General features: G+C 32.4%; 18 protein-coding genes. 13 read left to right on the top strand and 5 right to left on the bottom strand.

Going from position 1 to position 18,237, the window contains the following annotated elements; translation table 11 throughout:
- On the bottom strand, window positions 1-206 hold a 206-nt coding region (locus tag Q0Q96_RS11975; RefSeq protein ID WP_293875726.1), incomplete at its 3' end, for a hypothetical protein.
- On the opposite strand from Q0Q96_RS11975, the gene Q0Q96_RS11970 reads away from it, so the two are divergent.
- Window positions 121-381 (top strand): DUF6787 family protein, encoded by a 261-nt coding sequence (locus tag Q0Q96_RS11970; RefSeq protein ID WP_293875724.1) that lies wholly within the window; start codon window positions 121-123, stop codon window positions 379-381. The two genes, Q0Q96_RS11975 and Q0Q96_RS11970, sit on opposite strands and share 86 nt — an antisense overlap.
- A 43-nt stretch (window positions 382-424) precedes the next feature.
- Here the strand turns inward: Q0Q96_RS11970 and folE are convergent, their stop codons facing one another.
- Window positions 425-1,096: a GTP cyclohydrolase I FolE gene (gene folE / locus Q0Q96_RS11965; protein ID WP_293875720.1), complete on the bottom strand. Its 672-nt coding sequence runs from the start codon at window positions 1,094-1,096 to the stop codon at window positions 425-427.
- Window positions 1,097-1,242: 146 nt separating this feature from the next.
- Between folE and Q0Q96_RS11960 the strand changes: the two genes are divergently transcribed.
- The 9 genes from Q0Q96_RS11960 to Q0Q96_RS11920 all read left to right on the top strand — a co-directional run bounded on the left by Q0Q96_RS11960 (window position 1,243) and on the right by Q0Q96_RS11920 (window position 12,662).
- Entirely contained in the window at window positions 1,243-1,902 is a 660-nt protein-coding gene (locus Q0Q96_RS11960) for an ABC transporter ATP-binding protein (protein WP_293875718.1), read from the top strand.
- 4 nt (window positions 1,903-1,906) lie between these two features.
- Window positions 1,907-3,607 carry a hypothetical protein gene (locus tag Q0Q96_RS11955; protein WP_293875716.1) on the top strand — a complete coding sequence of 567 codons (1,701 nt, stop codon included), beginning with the start codon at window positions 1,907-1,909 and terminating at the stop codon, window positions 3,605-3,607.
- Window positions 3,600-4,364 (top strand): TIGR02757 family protein, encoded by a 765-nt coding sequence (locus tag Q0Q96_RS11950; RefSeq protein ID WP_293875714.1) that lies wholly within the window; start codon window positions 3,600-3,602, stop codon window positions 4,362-4,364. The genes Q0Q96_RS11955 and Q0Q96_RS11950 overlap by 8 nt, the downstream gene beginning before the upstream one ends.
- A 232-nt stretch (window positions 4,365-4,596) precedes the next feature.
- A complete protein-coding gene (locus tag Q0Q96_RS11945; RefSeq protein ID WP_293875712.1) occupies window positions 4,597-5,940 on the top strand; it encodes a DEAD/DEAH box helicase in 1,344 nt (447 codons plus the stop codon).
- Window positions 5,941-6,046: 106 nt separating this feature from the next.
- On the top strand, window positions 6,047-7,975 hold the full coding sequence (locus tag Q0Q96_RS11940; protein WP_293875710.1) for a BatA and WFA domain-containing protein: 1,929 nt from the start codon (window positions 6,047-6,049) through the stop codon (window positions 7,973-7,975).
- Window positions 7,972-9,228, top strand: a complete 1,257-nt coding sequence (locus tag Q0Q96_RS11935; RefSeq protein ID WP_293875708.1) for a dihydroorotase — start codon at window positions 7,972-7,974, stop codon at window positions 9,226-9,228. Before Q0Q96_RS11940 ends, Q0Q96_RS11935 begins: the two co-directional genes overlap by 4 nt.
- A 4-nt stretch (window positions 9,229-9,232) precedes the next feature.
- A complete protein-coding gene (locus Q0Q96_RS11930; RefSeq protein WP_293875706.1) occupies window positions 9,233-9,556 on the top strand; it encodes a hypothetical protein in 324 nt (107 codons plus the stop codon).
- 45 nt (window positions 9,557-9,601) lie between these two features.
- Entirely contained in the window at window positions 9,602-12,010 is a 2,409-nt protein-coding gene (locus tag Q0Q96_RS11925; RefSeq protein ID WP_293875704.1) for a TonB-dependent receptor, read from the top strand.
- Between the two features lie 7 nt (window positions 12,011-12,017).
- Window positions 12,018-12,662, top strand: coding sequence for an alpha/beta fold hydrolase (locus Q0Q96_RS11920; RefSeq protein ID WP_293875702.1), 645 nt, complete (start codon window positions 12,018-12,020; stop codon window positions 12,660-12,662).
- Window positions 12,663-12,673: 11 nt separating this feature from the next.
- Here the strand turns inward: Q0Q96_RS11920 and Q0Q96_RS11915 are convergent, their stop codons facing one another.
- Genes Q0Q96_RS11915 through Q0Q96_RS11905 form a run of 3 tightly spaced genes read right to left on the bottom strand, consistent with a single transcriptional unit; the run spans window position 12,674 to window position 14,471 of the window.
- Complete coding sequence (locus Q0Q96_RS11915) at window positions 12,674-13,165, bottom strand: hypothetical protein (protein WP_293875700.1); 492 nt, start codon at window positions 13,163-13,165, stop codon at window positions 12,674-12,676.
- 19 nt (window positions 13,166-13,184) lie between these two features.
- Window positions 13,185-13,700: a hypothetical protein gene (locus tag Q0Q96_RS11910; RefSeq protein ID WP_293875698.1), complete on the bottom strand. Its 516-nt coding sequence runs from the start codon at window positions 13,698-13,700 to the stop codon at window positions 13,185-13,187.
- Window positions 13,701-13,703: 3 nt separating this feature from the next.
- Window positions 13,704-14,471, bottom strand: coding sequence for an MBL fold metallo-hydrolase (locus tag Q0Q96_RS11905; protein ID WP_293875696.1), 768 nt, complete (start codon window positions 14,469-14,471; stop codon window positions 13,704-13,706).
- A gap of 137 nt (window positions 14,472-14,608) precedes the next feature.
- Between Q0Q96_RS11905 and Q0Q96_RS11900 the strand changes: the two genes are divergently transcribed.
- The 3 genes from Q0Q96_RS11900 to Q0Q96_RS11890 all read left to right on the top strand — a co-directional run bounded on the left by Q0Q96_RS11900 (window position 14,609) and on the right by Q0Q96_RS11890 (window position 18,129).
- Window positions 14,609-16,078, top strand: a complete 1,470-nt coding sequence (locus Q0Q96_RS11900) for a TonB-dependent receptor (protein ID WP_293875694.1) — start codon at window positions 14,609-14,611, stop codon at window positions 16,076-16,078.
- A 232-nt stretch (window positions 16,079-16,310) separates the two neighbouring features.
- The gene (locus Q0Q96_RS11895; RefSeq protein ID WP_293875692.1) at window positions 16,311-16,505 is read left to right on the top strand and encodes a hypothetical protein; all 195 of its coding nucleotides are present in this window, start codon (window positions 16,311-16,313) and stop codon (window positions 16,503-16,505) included.
- Between the two features lie 718 nt (window positions 16,506-17,223).
- Window positions 17,224-18,129, top strand: coding sequence for an IS1595 family transposase (locus tag Q0Q96_RS11890; RefSeq protein ID WP_293875690.1), 906 nt, complete (start codon window positions 17,224-17,226; stop codon window positions 18,127-18,129).
- Window positions 18,130-18,237: the final 108 nt, after the last annotated feature.

Here is an 18,237-nt window from a genome sequence, read left to right as displayed (position 1 = left end):
AAACAGCAATTATCAGGATTTGTTCCAAGGTCATAAATTAAGTAGTTTTGTGAAATTTCAAGAAACATGGATAATTTTAAGGATCGCTGGAATATCAAATCTAAATGGCAATTATTTGTCATCATTTTAGTTTTTGCTATTACAGGATCAAGTGCTGCTTTTCTCTCTAAACCAATTTTATCTAGTTTTGGTGTTAATAAAGACAACCCTTGGGAATATTATTCGTTATATTTGATTATAATCTTCCCAGTATATCAACTGCTGCTAGTTAGTTTTGGATTTCTGTTTGGACAGTTTACATTTTTTTGGGCATTCGAAAAAAAAATTTTAATAGGTTGTGGCTTCGGATTCTTATTCTCTAAAAAAAATAATCCCAAATAAATTTGGGATTATCAAACATTACTAACAACCAAAACTTAAAATTTTATTTTTCTTTTTGCATTAAATTAAAAAAATCATCGCGGTTTTCTTTTCTTTCAAAAATTCCTCCATACTGAATTGTTGAAGTAAAACTACTTTCATCTTTAATTCCTCTGCTTGAAACGCAGAGATGCTTTGCTTCCATCACAACAATAACATCATCAGTGTTTAATGCCGATTTTAACTCGTTAAATATTTGCATAATTAAACGTTCTTGAACTTGAGGTCTTCTCGAATAATAATCCACAATTCTATTGAGTTTCGACAAACCGATTACTTTTCCGCTTGAGACATAGCCAACATGCGCTTTACCGATTATAGGTAAAAAATGATGTTCACATGTGGAATTAAAATTGATATTGGCTTCAACCAACATTTTGTCATACTGATAAGAGTTTTCAAAAACTGCAATTTTGGGCTTATTGGCGGGGTTTAGCCCATAAAAAATTTCTTTGATAAACATTTTAGCAACTCTGTGCGGAGTTCCTTTAAGGCTATCATCAGTCATGTCGAGACCCATTTCTTCCATAATAGTATAGAAATGATTTTCTATGTTTATTATTTTTTCTTCGTCCGATTTTACAAATGCATCTGGACGTAAAGGAGTTTCAGCCGAAGTCATTTGATGATTATCTCCTAGTAATTCATATAATTCTTTATCAATGGTAATGTTCATAAATAATATTTATTTTGTTTAACAAAAATACAAAATAATTGAACAAAAAAAATTTGTTAACATAACTTTATAAATTATTCGAGCATAAGTAAAAACTATACCTGTAAAAAAGAAAATACTTTGTTACTTTGTAAAAAACCATTACGATGATACTAGCCAAAAACATTCATAAATATTACGACAATTTACATGTTTTAAAGGGTGTTACTTTACATATACAGCAAGGTGAAATTGTTTCTATTGTCGGAGCGTCTGGTGCAGGGAAAACTACTCTTTTGCAAATCCTTGGAACACTTGATGATCCCACAAAAAAAAGTGAAACATCGCTTGAGATAAATAATGAAAATATATTGATAATGAAGGATAAAGCATTATCAAAGTTTAGAAACACACAATTGGGTTTCATCTTTCAGTTCCATCAATTATTGCCCGAATTTACAGCGTTGGAAAACGTTTGCATTCCTGCTTACATTGCGGGAAAAGAACGAAAAGAAACCGAAGCAGAAGCCAAACGATTACTAAATTATCTCAACTTATCCGATAGAGAACATCACAAACCCAATGCGCTTTCGGGCGGTGAACAACAACGTGTTGCTGTGGCTCGTGCCTTGATAAATAAACCTGCTGTTATTTTTGCAGATGAACCCTCGGGGAATTTAGATACCGCTGCTGCTGAAAATTTACACCAATTATTTTTTAAATTAAGAGATGAATTTGGACAAACTTTTGTTATTGTAACCCACAATGAAGATTTTGCTGATATGGCCGACAGAAAATTAGTCATGAAAGATGGATTAATTATTTAATAATATGATACTAATTTTAATCAGCTGGGTCTATATTTTTTTTACATCAATTATTTTTGGTATTGCAAGTTGCAACGTGTTGCGAATTTCAAAATTTGAACTTGTAACCACGACTTTTATAGGTTTGTTTTCAATCACGGTATTGGCTAGTGTTTGGGCATTTTTTAATCCCATTTCTGTAGGATTTCATATTATTTTAGTGTTTTTTACCTTACTTTTTTGGTATAAAAATAAAACACTGCTAATTACTATCTTAACATCAACTCATAAAGAAATTAAATCGTTTGTAGCGCCTTTCAAACTGCTTTTTTTGGGTTTTAGTTTGTTAGTACTAGCGCAAAGTGCCACGCTGCCTTTTATTTATGACAACGAAACGTATTATGTTCAAACAATAAAATGGCTCAATGAATATGGTTTTGTACCAGGTTTAGCAAACTTACATTTGTTTTTAGGACAAACTAGTGGTTGGCATATTACACAGAGTGTTTATAGTTTTTCTTTTTTTTACGACAGATTTAATGATTTGAATGGCTTTTGTTTGCTTTTAGTCAATTATTTTGCGTTTCAAAAATTACATTCTTATTTCTTAAAGGGCAATACAATGGATTTAATTTTTGGTTTAGTACCACTAACTTATAGTTTTTTATTTCAGTTTGTGAGCGCACCATCACCCGATTTTGCGGTCTGTCTTTTAGCATTTTTAGTGTTTTCTTTGTTTTTGGATGAAGATGTAGTGAAAAGTAAAACTACCTTTAGCATCATTACCTTACTGGCGTTATTTGCTTTTTACTGTAAAGTTACCGCGGTGGTTTTGCTCTTGTTTCCAGTTATTTTTGCGCTCAAACACTTTCAATATCTGAAAAAAAGAATTGTTCTTTTACTGGGTTTGAGTTGTTTTGTATTGGTATTATTTGTGATAAAAAATTGTTGGCTGACAGGTTATCCATTTTTCCCGTTACTTACCGCAAGAATGGATGTTTTAGAGTATTCGGTACCGCCAGAAATAATGAATTTTTTCTTTAGCAAAGGCATGATGAACTCTTTTTACATTTCAAATAAAGCTTATGGTGGCGCAACTGTTTTGGAAATTGTAAAACAGTATTTTTTATATAACGGGTTAAGCAGTTTAATTGGCATTTTCAGCGTGTTAACTCTTTTCATTATCCCAATAGTTATTATCAAAAAACAGTTGCCAAAATCACTTTGGACAATCTATACTGTCTTTATAATATTGATTCTTTTGTTAACCTTGAGTTCGCCTCAATATCGTTTTTATGTTTATTTTACTTTGTTTTTTTTGCAGCTTATGCTTTCATTATGGATTACAAACCAAAAATGGATTTTTCGTCTGTATACGTTGAGTCTTATTTTGGTGATAATTTTAGTAACTGTTCCTTTGTCATATAAAAGTTTAACAGACAATGATTGGTTAACAAAGAACTGCACGCTGCATTGGAGAAATATTTTTATTCCTGAACCTAATTCAAAATGGGTTGGAGATTTCAAAAAAACTAGTATTGGAAATATGCCTTATTATTCGCCAAAAGACAATTCTAACTTTTGGTTGACCAGCAATGGCAATTTGCCCTGCGTTAACAGCGTACAATTGGAATATTTTCAAAAAGGATTTTCGTTTATACCGCAACAACGCAGCACAGATGTAATAGATGGTTTCTTTTCGCAAAAAGTGAGCAACTATGAATAAGGAGATTCTTAAAGAGTTCTTGGACGAAAAAGTGTTGCTTTACAACCATCCTAAATTTATTGAAACTGATCCAATACAAATCCCGCATCAATTTAAATTAAAAGAAGATATCGAAATTGCTGCTTTTATGACCGCAACTATTTCTTGGGGCAACCGAAGGATGATCATTAACAATGCTCAAAAACTGGTTAACATGATGGGCAATTCTCCCTATGATTTTGTGATGAATCACGAGGAGCATCAGTTGGAAAGGCTCGAGAATTTTATACATCGAACTTTTAATGGCAACGATTGCATTACTTTTATCAAAGGATTACAACACATTTACAGAACGCATCAGGGACTTGAAATGGCTTTCGCCAAAAATCAACAACCTCAATCCATGCAGGAAAGTATCACAGCGTTTAAATACTTGTTTTTTGAAATACCACATCAACAACGAACTACCAAACACGTTTCTAATCCTATGCAAGGTTCGGCTGCAAAACGTATCAATATGTTTTTGCGATGGATGTGTCGAAAAGATAATGCTGGTGTAGATTTTGGCATTTGGACAAACATTACACCGGCTTCTCTTTCCTGCCCATTGGATGTTCATTCCGGAAATGTAGCTCGAAAACTAGGTTTACTCACCCGAAAGCAAAATGATGCGAAAGCATTAACAGAACTTGATGCTGCCTTACGCGCACTAGATGCGAATGATCCTATCAAGTACGATTTTGCGCTATTTGGTTTAGGAGTTTTCGAGGGATTTTGACGTTTGTAGTATCTTTTATTATAAGCCGTAGATGAAAATCTTTAGTCCTGCTTCGGTGGGGCTTTTATTTGGTTAACAAATCTTTGACTTCGATACTTTATGTAGTAAGCCTGATTTTATTCAAATAAAGTACCCATCATCTGCAGTAAAACTTCTAAATTTGAATTTGCTATCTTTGCGGCATCGGTGACCAAAAAAATTGGTCAAACAGATGCAATAAATAACAACCCCAATGAGCACTTTTGAATCCTTTAATCTTCCAAAATCATTGCAAAAAGCTGTTGATGAATTAGGACTAACCACGCCTACTCCTATCCAGGAAAAATCTTTTTCGGTGATTATGTCGGGTCGCGATATGATGGGTATTGCTCAAACGGGTACAGGAAAAACCTTTGCGTACCTCCTACCCATTCTGAAACAATGGAAATTTGTGGCTACAGATACTCCACGAATTGTTATACTGGTTCCAACGAGGGAGCTAGTGGTACAAATAGCGGGCGAAGTCGAAAAATTGACGCAATACTTGTCTGTTCGAACCCTAGGTGTGTATGGTGGCGTGAACATTAATACGCAAAAAAAAGCAGTTTATCAAGGTATAGACGTGTTAGTGGGAACACCGGGACGAATTATGGATTTGGCGCTAGATAATGTAATCAGGTTTGATAGTTTGCAGAAATTGGTAATCGATGAATTTGATGAAATTCTCAATTTGGGTTTCCGTACGCAAGTAACCTCTATCTTAACCATGCTCAAAAATAAGCGGCAGAACATTTTATTTTCGGCTACGATGACCGATGATGTAGATGAAATGCTAGAGGAATATTTTGATTTTCCTGTAGAAGTTTCTTTGGCGGCAAGCGGAACCCCACTAGAAAAAATTGTACAATTGGGATATAAAGCACCTAACTTTTTGACGAAAGTTAATCTGATTATCGAATTATTACAAGATGCAGCTTATGAAAGAGTATTGCTGTTTGTAAACAATAAAAAAACAGCCGATTTAGTGTCTGACAAACTCGAAGAGATTTTTCCAGAACAGTTTGGCACTATTCATTCAAACAAATCACAAAACTACCGTTTGCAAACAATGCAAACGTTTCAAAATGGAGAAATTAGGGGGATTGTAACCACCGATGTTATGGCGAGAGGTTTGGATATTTCGAACATCACTCATGTAATTAATGTGGAATTTCCCGAGGTTCCAGAACAATATATTCATAGAATTGGAAGAACGGGTCGTGCTGATAAATCAGGAATAGCGATTAGTTTCATCGCTCCCAATGAAGAAGAAATTATGATTGGCGCTGAAATACTGATGGAAAAAGAAATCACTTTTATCCCAATGCCAACCAACGTTACAGTAGCGGTTCGCTTATTGGAATTTGAAAAGGACAGAAAAAAAATGAAAGTCATTTTAAAAACCAACAAGTTAGAAGGCGGCGCTTCATTTCACGAAAAAGCAAAGAAAAATTCAAAAGTCAACCTTGGTGGTCCTTCAAAAACAAAGAAAAAAACCGGAACTTCCGTAAACCGAAATATTCTTAAAACTAGAGTCGCAAAAAGGAAAAAGAAATAATTGATAATTGGTACTTGATATTTGACAATTGATTGCTATTTTTGACCTATGGTTTATGTATTGAAAACCGATAAAAATAAACCTCATAGAGGTAAACTTTAAAAGAATGCAATTTAAACATCCCGAGATTCTTTACTTCCTTTTTTTATTGGTTATCCCAATTTTGGTGCATTTGTTTCAATTGCGCCGTTTCAAAAAAGAATATTTCACCAACGTACAATTCCTAAAAGAACTCTCGATACAAACGCGTAAAAGTTCGAATCTTAAAAAATGGCTCTTGCTAGCCACTAGATTATTGCTTTTGACATTTTTGATTTTGGCTTTTGCCCAACCCTTTTTTAGTGCCAAAGACAGTAAAAAATCGAATAACGAAATGTATATTATTTTGGATAATTCCTTTAGCATGCAGGCAAAAGGCAAGAAAGGAGAATTGCTAAAACGTGCCGTTCAAGATTTGTTAGAACACACTCCACAGTCGCAAAACTTTTCGTTGATAACCAATTCTGAAAACTATTGGAACACCGATATCAAATCTATTCAAAAGGATCTACAAGATTTGAAATACAGTGCAACTCCTTTTAGATTGGAAAATTTGATTGCCAAAGTCAACGCGCGTAAATCGGCATTCAACAAAGACATTCTTGTTATTACCGATGCCGTTGGTCTAGAAGAAATGCAAACCAAAAGTTTCAAAAAAGAGGACAATGTATATTTCACAATTCCCGAAGCTGAACAGAAATATAATATTGCCATTGATAGTGTTTTTATCACACAAACTTTAGATAATTTTTATGAAATAGGTGTCAAACTTTCTTCAAATGGAGAGGGTTTAAAGGGTATTCCAATTGCCTTGTATAACAAAAACAAATTGGTTGCTAAAACAATACTCAATTTTGAAACGAATACAAAAACCATCAACTTCACGATACCAAAAGAGGATTTTCATGGCTATGTTGCTATTACCGATAAAGGGTTGGCGTATGATAACACCTATTATTTTAGTATTTCAAAACCTAGTAAAACCAATGTTATAAGTATTGGCGATAATGATAAAAGTAATTTTATTGCCCGAATATATACCAGCGATGAGTTTAATTACACTAACTTTCCAATAGCCAATTTAGATTATAATTTGCTAGAAAAACAAGATGCCATCGTGTTGAATGAGCTTTCAACAATACCACAAGCTTTACAAACAACCATGAAATCGTTTGTGACCAAAGGCGGAAATTTAATTATTATTCCGGCTCAAGAAAACAGTTTTACGGCGTTGAATTCTTTTATGGCAAACTTTGGAGCATTACAATTCAAGGCTCTCACAACTGCTGAAAAGAAAATCACTAAGATTAATTTTAATCATCCTTTATTCAGTACAGTTTTTGAAAAGAAAATTGACAACTTTCAATACCCAACAACTAAAATATCTTTTAATTTGAGTAGTACAACACCCGCTGTATTGTCGTATGATGACCAAAGTGTTTTTTTAACGTCGTTGTCTAATGCCTTCTCATCGGTCTATGTATTTGCAGCGCCAATCAATAAAATCAATAGTAATTTTCAGAACTCACCACTTATAGTTCCCATCTTTTACAACATGTCTCAAAACAGTCAAAAAAGCGGTGTGAATGCCATTATTATTGGCGAAAGCCAACCTTTTGTAGTGGATGCTCAAGTATCAAAAGATGAAATCTTGACGGTAAAAAATGCGGCGGAACGTATTATTCCTGTGCAACAATTATTGAATACCAAAGTAAAAATGACTTTTGGTGACAACCCAAAAGAAGCAGGAAATTTTGGTATCTTTAACAAAGAAAATTTGGTTCAAAACATCAGTTTCAATTACATTAGAACCGAAAGCAATTTGACATTAGCAAATCCAAAAGCTGCAGCCAATTTTAAAGAAATTAATGATATTGAAACTGTGTTCAACACCATTCAAACTGATAGAACTGATACCCAACTCTGGAAATGGTTTGTAATTATAGCGTTACTGTTATTAGTAGTAGAGCTACTCATTCAAAAATTTGTAAAATGAATGTAATCCTCCGAAAAGTCATCATTGTAGATCCAAAAAGTGAGTTTCATAATCAAACCGTTGACGTGAAAATAACGGATGGTATCTTTGAAAAAATTGGAACATCATTAGTCCAAACAACTGCGCATGAAGAATTTCAGTTAGACGGTTTACATATCTCACAAGGCTGGTTTGACACCAGTGTTTCCCTTGGTGAACCTGGTTTTGAAGATAGAGAAACCATTGCTAATGGGTTGGAAGTAGCTGCCAAAAGTGGTTTTACGGGTATTGCATTGCAACCTAATTCTTATCCTATTATTGATAATCAGTCACAAATACATTTTGTAAAACAAAAAGCAAGTAATTCGGCAACCGAATTATTCCCAATTGGAGCGTTGACCAAGGCAAGTGAAGGAAAAGATTTGGCGGAATTATTTGATATGAAAAACGCAGGAGCGATTGCTTTTGGCGATTATAACAAGAGTTTGTCCAATGCTAATCTGATGAAGATTGCTTTGCAATATGTGCAAGATTTTGATGGAATACTCATCGCTTTTTGTCAAGATGAAACACTAAAAGGAAATGGTGTTGCCAATGAAGGAATTGTTTCGACGCGATTGGGACTGAAAGGAATTCCCAACTTGGCGGAGGAAGTAGATGTGGCTCGAAACCTGTTTTTATTAGAATATACTGGCGGAAAATTGCACATTCCAACGATTTCTTCAGCCAAATCGGTATCACTTATAAAAGCAGCAAAGTCCAAAGGAATGCAAGTAACTTGTAGTGTTGCGGTGCATCATTTGGTTTTAACGGATCAAAAATTAGAAGGTTTTGACACCCGTTATAAAGTAGCACCGCCATTGCAAAATGAAGAAAATAGAAAAGCTTTAATTGCCGGCGTTTTAGACAATACAATAGACTGTATTACTAGTGATCATAATCCGTTTGACATCGAGAATAAAAAAATGGAATTCGACTTGTCTAAAGAGGGAACAATCGGGTTGGAAAGTGCTTTTGGATCATTACAAACGATTTTGCCTTTAAAAAAAATAATAGAAAAACTTACTTTTGGTAAAACAATTTTAAATATTGAAAGTCAAATCATTGCAGAAAATAATAAAGTTTCAATTTCTTTATTCACCATTGCAAATAATTGGATATTTGGTAAAGAACATATTTTATCCAAATCTAAAAACTCGGCTTTTCTTGGACAACAAATGAAAGGGAAAGCAATCGGAATTTATAACAAAGGAGCATTAATTTTATCCTCATAACATAATGGAAAATTTAGAAAAATCAAAAAAAACTGCAATCATTGCTTACTTAACCATAATTGGCAGCGTAATTGCGATTTTTATGAATCAAGAAGAAAGCAAAAGTGAATTTGCTTCGTTTCATATCCGGCAAGCGTTAGGCTTGTTTCTTTCCTTTTTTATACTTGGTTATTTTGTAGGTTATGCCAATAGCTGGACGGCCACCTCGGCATTTTATCTTTTTTATTTTGTTTTATGGATTTTTGGTTTCACCGGAGCTTTGCAAGGTTTGAAAAGAGAGTTGCCGTTAGTTGGTGCATTTTTTCAAAATACTTTTAAAAATTTGTAACAATAACTTAAGTTAGCTACCAATGGGGCACTATACTATTTTTAAATGAAGCCTTATATAATACTATTCGCACTAATAACCACAAACTATCTAAATGCACAATCTTTTTCTATTAGCGGCAAAATCGCTACCGAAGCCAACGAAAAAATTGCCCTAACTTCAGTAGAACTTTATCCTGAAAATAATCAAAAAATTTTAAAAGCTGCTGTAACAGATAGCACTGGAAACTATATTTTTTCTGATATTAACACAGGAACATATTTTATCCAAATAAATTATGTTGGTTTTCAAACCTATAAAAGTGCAATTTTCACACTTGTGGATAAAAATATAGAACTCCCACTCATTCAGTTACAAAAATCAACTCAAGAACTTAAAGAGGTTGTCATCAAAAAGCAGAAGCCAATGGTGCAAGTCCTAGCGGACAAAACAGTTTTTAATGTTGAAAATACGATTAACGCCACCGGAACCTCGGGTTTTGAATTATTGCGAAAAGCTCCTGGAGTTGTAATAGATAACAATGATAATTTGATTGTTGAAGGAAAATCGGGTGTTTTGATATATATTGACGGAAAACAATCGTTTTTAAGTGGTTCTGATTTGACAAATTATTTGAAAACCATTCAGTCCGCAGATATTGAAGCCATAGAAATTATTACACAGCCCTCTTCAAAATATGATGCAGCCGGCAATGCCGGAATTATCAACATCAAACTCAAAAAAAATAAAAATTTTGGAACAAACGGAACAATAAGTAATGGAATAAATGTTGGTAAATTTGCAACATCTTTGAGTTCAGTTGCATTTAATAATCGGAATAAAAAGAATAATTTTTATGGAAATTACAGCAACCGCTTTGGTAGAAATTATAGTTTCATTAATATAAATCGATTACAAAGCAATACAATTTTTGACTCGCAATCGTCCAGCGTCAACGAAAATAATGCCAATAATATAAAGATTGGCTATGATTATTATGCCAATACAAAAAATACTTTTGGCATAGTAGTGAGTGGTAATTTCAATAATGGCACTACAATCGGAAACACGAGAACTCCCATAAAATCTGTAAATTCAACAACGTTTGACAGTATTTTAATTGCCAAAAGCAATAGCTATAACAAGAATTACAATTTGTATTCAAACATCAATTACAGGTATCAAGACACCACCGGAACCTCATTAAGTTCTGATTTTGATTATGGAAAGTTTGCGAGCGACAGATCCAATTATCAGCCCAACTTTTATTACAACAACTCCGAAAGTGCTATTTTAAGTCAATCTATAAATTCACAAAACACTCCTATTCAAATTGCTATTTTTTCCTTAAAAAGTGATTATGAGCAAAGATTGTTTAAAGGAAAACTAGGCGCAGGTTTCAAAACTTCGTTAGTTAAAACCGATAATATTTTTGAAGTTTTTAATTATATGAATGGAAATCCTGTTTTTAATCCGCAATTGAGTAATCGTTTTAAATTCAATGAAAACATTAATGCTGTTTATGTAAACTACAACCTAAAATATAAAAAGTATAATTTTCAAGCAGGATTACGAATAGAGAATACTAATTCAGAAGGGAATTTGATTAGCACACAACAAAATGCAAATCAACAAGTTAAAAGAAATTACACCGACTTTTTTCCAAGTGGAGGAGTTACGTATCAAGTCAGTGAAAAAAATTCCTTTGCCTTGTTGTACAGTAGCAGAATTGAAAGACCTAGTTATCAATCACTAAACCCCTTCGAATTTCAAATCGATGAACTATCATTTCAAAAAGGGAATCCTTTTTTGAAGCCACAGTATACTACCAATATAAAGCTAAATCATACGTATAACTACACCTTAAACACTTCATTGAGTTACAGTTACATTACTGACTTTTTTGCCCAAGTTACCGAAGCTGCTGGCACGACTAAAAATTTTTTAATAACCAGAAATGTTGCTAATCAACAAGTTATCAATTTGGGAGTTTCATATCCTTTTAAAATAAAAGAATGGTGGAGTATTTATATGTCTGTCAATGCTTTTCAGAGTAAATACATTGCGACAAGTAGTTCGTTTACTGGTATTACTCAAGAAACCTTGGGTTTGTATGGTCAAAATACTTTTTCGTTGCCCAAGGCCTTTACTTTTGAAGTTTCGGGATGGTTTAGTTCGCCATCTGTTTGGGGTGGAACTTACAAGACGAAAAGTATAGGTTCTTTGGATTTAGCCATTCAAAAACAATTTTTGAATAAAAAATTAAATGCCCGATTAGCAGTTTCTGATGTTTTATTCACTGCGCCATGGAGAGCAAGTTCAAAATTTCCAAATTTAGTTATCAATGGAAATGGTGGAAACGATAGCCGACAAGTACGTTTTAATTTGAGTTATAATTTTGGTAGTGAACAAATTAAAAAAGAAACTAACAGAAATTCTGGTTTAGAAGACGAAAAAAATAGAATTGGAAATTAATATTAGTATGAATTTAACTTTACACCATTTAGTCCGGGAACCGAAAATAAAATTAGATAAAAATCCTCTACTCCTATTGCTTCATGGCTATGGTAGCAATGAGGAAGATTTGTTTTCGTTCGCAAAGCAACTTCCTGATGAGTATTATGTCATTTCCGTACGTGCTCCCTTCGATTTGACAATTGGTAGCTATGCATGGTATGCCATCAATTTTGATGCAGATGAAAATAAGTTTTCCGATGTTGGTCAAGCTCGTGCTTCAAGAGATATCATAGCAGATTTTGTTGATCAACTAATTACAAATTATGCTATTGATGCAGATAATATTACATTGATAGGTTTTAGTCAAGGTGCTATTTTGAGTTATGCTGTGGCATTGTCTTATCCTGAAAAAATCAAGAGATTGGTCGCTATGAGTGGTTATTTGAATACCGAAATTGCATTGAATACTTTTGCGAATAACGACTTTTCAGATCTAAAAATATTTGCCTCTCACGGAACTGATGACCAAGTGATTCCTGTAGATTGGGCAAGAAAATCAATTCCTATTTTAGAAAGTTTAGGAATTAAGGTGTTGTATAAAGAATATCCAATTGGTCATGGTGTTGCGCCACAAAACTTTTTTGATTTTAAAAATTGGTTGCAATCTTAACCAAAAAAATGTTATTGTTCTTCGGTATCGCTCCCCGTTACTTTTTTGCCAATTTCTTCATCACCCGAAAATAAAGTCTTATTAGATTTTTTAAGCAAATACCCTTTTGAAGCTAAAAGCTGCCAATCGTTTAGCATCCAAGATTTTCCTTGTCCGGTTCTTGACAAAACAATAGAAGTTGTATCTTTTGGCAGAAAAATTTCAGCTTTACTGGTATCTTCGTTAAACAACACGTATGCACTTAAGGTTTCATCTTCGTTTGCTGGTTTATCTATTGGATTTAATTGAATACCCGAAAATCCTTTAACACATTCTTTATTCACTTTTGACCAAACATAACCAGCCGATGCTAAGCAACCGTTTTCATCTTTTTCATTTACTAGCGTTGAATCTTTGGCTGTTGTACTTTTCGATGGAATTTTTCCGACAACTTCGTTTTGGTCATTTAATTTACAAGAAAAAACCATCAGGGACACCAGAATAAAGGCAATTATTTTTTTCATTTTAGAGAGAAGGTATTAACTAGTTTAAGGCTGCTGGATACAAATACGAATTCATAATTTCAAAAGAAATGCCATCTTTATCGTCAATGAAATACTTTAATAAAACTTCGCCCCACAATTCACCATTGCTATAATTGGCTATAATCCAGCGGTGGTTTAATAATTTTACTTTATTGATGATAAATTTTTGTTCACCCATTTTGGGTTGATCTGTAAATTTATTTCCCGCCTCATTATCATTATAAGCCAAAAGTGCTTGTTTCACTTTTTCGTCAAAAGCAGCAATATTGGTAACTTTATTTTCTGTCAAATAATTTTGAGCTCTATCATTGTTTTCTAAAGAAAATGCATTGGCATCATATAACTTATCTGTTAACTTACTAATACTGTCTGACAAGGTTTTTGAATTGGAACTGTTTTCTACCTGTATTTCTGGTTTTAGTGTACTATTTTCTTTTGAAGTAAAATATTTATAGGTGAAAACATTCATCAATGCGGCGATGATAAAAAGATATAAGAATAAAGATTTCTTCATATTTTAAATGATAATTTTTAAATTGTCATAGCCCAAAAAAACATTTTTTGGTAAACGTTGTTGTACTTCTTCATGAAAACCCAAAAGATGACTGATGTGAATCAAATAAGCACTTTCTGGATTAACCAAATGTATAAAATCTAATGCATCTTGCAAACTAAAATGCGAATGATGTGGTTCTTCTCTCAAGGCATTCACAACCAGCACTTTCGTTCCTTTCAACTTTTTGATTTCAGCATTATTAATACTTTTTACATCCGTTAAATATACAAAATCATATATCCTATATCCAAAAACTTTTAGATTTCCGTGATTAACTTCAATCGGAATAATTTTGGTAGGTCCAATGTAAAAATTCTTGTTATTCAACACTTCAAATGTTTGAACACTTGGAGCACCTGGATATTTATTTTCGGATTCAAAAATATAACCAAATCTATTACCAAGATTTTCCAAAACACGCTGATGTCCATAAATTGGAATATTCTTTTTTTGCTTAAAGAAAAACGGACGAATATCATCTAAACCCGCAGTATGATCTGCATGTTCATGTGTAAAAAGAATTGCGTCAAGTTGTTTGCAACCCGAAGTTAGCATTTGTTGTCTAAAATCAGGACCGCAATCTATAACAAAAGATTGGTTATCGCAGATAATCCAGACTGAAACTCTTAACCGTTTATCTTTTGCATCTGTGCTTTGACACACGGGATGATTGCTCCCGATAACAGGAATACCTTGTGAAGTTCCGGTGCCAAGAAAATAAACTTGCATAATAGCACGGTTTTTGATTAAAATTTTTAATTAGTTATAAAAGTATTGTATAAATCCAAAACTAATACAAAAATAGGAGTTAATTCTCTTTTATAAAATAGGTATTTTAGTAACTTTGTAACGTTTACAACTATATTATGGTATTATCTGAATCAGACATTAAATTAAAAGGCGATAAAGTTTTTGAGCAAATTCCTTCGTTAAAGGATAAAGCATTGCGAATTAACCTTAATGAGAATATTTACGGAACTTTTGCTGAAATTGGTGCAGGTCAAGAAACCGTCAGACACTTTTTTAGATCGGGTGGCTCATCGGGAACTATTGCAAAAGCAATGTCTGCCTACGATAAAGATTTTAGTGACGCTATCTACGGCATCGAAGATGATGGTCGATATGTGACTGAAAGCCGTTTGAAAAACATGCTTTCGCATGAAGTTGAATTAATCGAAAAGCGTTTAAGCCGAGATAAACATCCTAATAAATTGTTCTTTAGTTTTGCCAACACAGTTTCTACTATTGATTTTGCAAAACAGTTTAAAGGTCACGGATGGGTAGGAATTAAATACCAAGTAGAACCAGATGAAGCTTACAACGAAATTACGCTACACATACGTTTCAAAGAAAATGATGCAAGATTGCAACAAGAAACTCTTGGAGTGCTTGGTGTGAACTTGATTTATGGTGCGTTTTATAAATATAATGATCCAAAAAAATTATTACGTTATCTGTACGACCATTTAGACAAAGATCAGTTAGAAATTGATACAATCAATTTTTCTGGACCTCGTTTTGCTAATGTAGATAATAGATTGATGAGTTTACAATTGGTAAAAAATGGTATGACTGATGCGGTTATGTTTGGTCCCGACGGTCAAAATATCTTACCAGCAGCGATACTTTACAAAAAAAACATTCTCGCTTTAAGAGGCAGTTTTCGTCCTGTTACACAAGTAAACATTGATATGTATGAAAAATCGTTGAAAATGTTTCTTGAAGAAAGCAAAGTAGAAAAAGATAATGCGCTCGTAATTTTTGAAATTACATTATCCAATTTACGTTCAGAAGGAGAAATTGATGAACGCGATTTTATGGATAGAGCAGAACTTTTATGCTCACTAGGTCAAACGGTTATGATTTCGAATTTTCAAGAATATTACAAAGTAGTTGAATATTTTGCGAGTTATACAAAAGCTCGAATGGGCTTAGCAATGGGAGTTAATAATTTGGTTGATATATTTGACGAAAAATACTATCGCCATTTGAGTGGTGGGATATTAGAAGCTTTTGGAAAATTATTTTATCGTGATTTAAAAGTATTTTTATATCCAATGGAAGATGAAAATGGAGAAATTGTAACTTCACAAAACTTGAAAGTACATCCTAGAATGAAAGAGTTGTATAAATTCTTTGCTTATAATGGTAAAGTAGTTGATATCACCGATTTTGATAAAGGTCATTTAAAAATATTCTCTCGTGAGGTACTGAAAATGATTAGTGATGGAACTTCAGGTTGGGAAAAATTGTTACCCCAAGGTATTGCTGAAATCATCAAACAACACTATCTTTTTGGATATAACCCCAACAAAGTTTTACAGAAAGTGGAATAAATGAAGACTTATAAGCAAGTTAAAATTATTAAAAAGTAAATTTAAACATAGAAATAATTTAGACTAATTATCATAATAAATGCCCTAAATATGAGATTCGAGTATTTTTTTGTTATCATATATGTGAATTATATAATTTAATAAAATTATTATGCAAATGTAAATAGAGTGCAAAAATTAATCTTTGTGGCTACATTGTTTAAAATTAATTGACAACTCTAAACTCAAAATCATGAACTTAAAAAGAATTTTTGGAGCTATATTAACTGTTTTAGGTATAGGAAGCCTTATTTATGCAGCACAAGTATTTCTTTCTGCAACAAATAGTACAAGAGATATTAAAACACTCATTATATATGGAGTATTGGGAGTACTTTTCTTTGCGTCGGGCATTAGTTTAGTACGTACCACAAAAGATGAGTCCTAGGCTTTAAATATTATTTGCACGATTGTCAAATATTAGCCGCTTACTTAAGTTTATCTTTAAAAATATTTAATTTTTTGACTTAACAATCTTTTATTGTGACTTGATATTCGTTTTCAAAATAAGAGCATGGATACATTTGAATTTGAAAAATCTAAATTTGACATTACAGTTTAGATATTGCATTATATAATAAATGTTGTGGTAATTCAAATTAATATTAAAAAAATAAAAGATAACATTCCTGATTTCTCTTTTATTATTCCTAACTTTCATGACAATAGCATTTTTTTGGCAATTATTCCATGTAAATTATTGACTATTCAGTCAAAATAACTATTAAAACCCATAAATTAAAATTAGTAATACGTGAAATAATTTTTTATTCTTTTTCATATTATATAAATTTTTTCTGTTAATAAAGAATTTAAAATGATGTCCACAATTTTAAAAATGAATTAAAAATGAATTAAAAATTATTAAATAATAATTTTGCTTTAACTTTTAACACACAAATAAATTACGGCATATTCGAAATAAAAATAAAATTTTAATTTAAAATAATCAATACAAATCAGTACCTATCAAACAAACTATTAATAATGAAACTATACACTAAATATATGGTCAGCCTGCGTTGTAAAATGTTAGTCAAAGAAGAATTGATTGTCCGTAATTATTCATAATTAATAAAAAAGTATTATATTTGAAATAAAAAGCAATGAATTTATTCAGTTTTACAGCAAATTTCGGGAGCGAAGAATCATGTAGACTTCATTTTAAAGAAGAAAGAGATAAAATAGGAGTTGAATGTAAATGCGGAAGCAAAGAGCATTTTTGGATAAAAAGTGTCTGGAGTTATGAATGTAAAAAATGTAGAAGTAGAACTTCTTTACGAAGTGGCACCATAATGCAAAGTTCCAATTTATCTTTCTTGATTTGGTATAAAACGATGTTTTTAATGACTGCAACCAAGAAAGGTTTTTCGAGTAAAGAAATTCAAAAACAGCTTGGATTAAAACGATACGAACCAGTTTGGGCGATGGTTCATAAGCTGCGAAAAGCAATGGGCAATAGAGATGCTCGTTATACTTTGGAAGGAATGATAGAATTTGACGAAGGTTATTTTACTGTTGCATCATCAGAAATAGAACAAGACAAAGGAATTCGTGGTCGAGGTGCGGTAGGAAAAATGAATACCGCAATTATGGCAGAGTCAACAGTTTTAGAAGATATTGAAACAGGAAAGAAATCAAATCAATGCAGGTATTTTAAAGCAAAAGTTTTGACAGATCATACCGCTGAACAGATAAATGAAACTATAAAAGAATCAATTTCAGAGAAAAGTATTCTTTTTACAGACAAAAGCACATCCTATATTGACATTGCAGATTTTGTAGAAATACACATAACAGAAAAGTCTAATAAAGAAACAACAACAGAAACTTTAAAATGGGTTCATATTGCAATAAGTAATGCAAAGCGAAATTTCCTAGGTAATTACCATAAAATAAAAGGAAAACACCTTCAATTATACCTAAATGAGTTTGTTTACAAGTTAAATAGAAGATATTTTGAAGAAAAACTATTCGATAGGCTAGTAATTGCTGGCATTACAGGGTTATGAGTAAAAACAGACAATCAAAAATCGAAATGATTCATTACAACGATGAACTACCCAAAGTAAACTATTCTGAATATATTAGTAAAATAATGGGTTTTATAACAATTACCT

Origin of the sequence: Flavobacterium sp. (assembly GCF_025352015.1) — a bacterium.
Classification (GTDB): domain Bacteria; phylum Bacteroidota; class Bacteroidia; order Flavobacteriales; family Flavobacteriaceae; genus Flavobacterium.
This window is presented reverse-complemented; position numbering and strand designations above follow the sequence as displayed.

Excerpts from the sequence above, each read along its gene's own strand:
- Q0Q96_RS11890 (WP_293875690.1), top strand. The coding sequence starts at position 17,224 with ATGAATTTATTCAGTTTTACAGCAAATTTCGGGAGCGAAGAATCATGT.
- Q0Q96_RS11950 (WP_293875714.1), top strand. The coding sequence starts at position 3,600 with ATGAATAAGGAGATTCTTAAAGAGTTCTTGGACGAAAAAGTGTTGCTT.
- Q0Q96_RS11905 (WP_293875696.1), bottom strand. The coding sequence starts at position 14,471 with ATGCAAGTTTATTTTCTTGGCACCGGAACTTCACAAGGTATTCCTGTT.
- Q0Q96_RS11920 (WP_293875702.1), top strand. The coding sequence starts at position 12,018 with ATGAATTTAACTTTACACCATTTAGTCCGGGAACCGAAAATAAAATTA.
- Q0Q96_RS11935 (WP_293875708.1), top strand. The coding sequence starts at position 7,972 with ATGAATGTAATCCTCCGAAAAGTCATCATTGTAGATCCAAAAAGTGAG.
- Q0Q96_RS11910 (WP_293875698.1), bottom strand. The coding sequence starts at position 13,700 with ATGAAGAAATCTTTATTCTTATATCTTTTTATCATCGCCGCATTGATG.
- Q0Q96_RS11900 (WP_293875694.1), top strand. The coding sequence starts at position 14,609 with ATGGTATTATCTGAATCAGACATTAAATTAAAAGGCGATAAAGTTTTT.
- Q0Q96_RS11925 (WP_293875704.1), top strand. The coding sequence starts at position 9,602 with ATGAAGCCTTATATAATACTATTCGCACTAATAACCACAAACTATCTA.
- Q0Q96_RS11915 (WP_293875700.1), bottom strand. The coding sequence starts at position 13,165 with ATGAAAAAAATAATTGCCTTTATTCTGGTGTCCCTGATGGTTTTTTCT.
- Q0Q96_RS11960 (WP_293875718.1), top strand. The coding sequence starts at position 1,243 with ATGATACTAGCCAAAAACATTCATAAATATTACGACAATTTACATGTT.
- Q0Q96_RS11955 (WP_293875716.1), top strand. The coding sequence starts at position 1,907 with ATGATACTAATTTTAATCAGCTGGGTCTATATTTTTTTTACATCAATT.
- Q0Q96_RS11930 (WP_293875706.1), top strand. The coding sequence starts at position 9,233 with ATGGAAAATTTAGAAAAATCAAAAAAAACTGCAATCATTGCTTACTTA.
- Q0Q96_RS11945 (WP_293875712.1), top strand. The coding sequence starts at position 4,597 with ATGAGCACTTTTGAATCCTTTAATCTTCCAAAATCATTGCAAAAAGCT.
- Q0Q96_RS11895 (WP_293875692.1), top strand. The coding sequence starts at position 16,311 with ATGAACTTAAAAAGAATTTTTGGAGCTATATTAACTGTTTTAGGTATA.
- Q0Q96_RS11940 (WP_293875710.1), top strand. The coding sequence starts at position 6,047 with ATGCAATTTAAACATCCCGAGATTCTTTACTTCCTTTTTTTATTGGTT.
- folE (WP_293875720.1), bottom strand. The coding sequence starts at position 1,096 with ATGAACATTACCATTGATAAAGAATTATATGAATTACTAGGAGATAAT.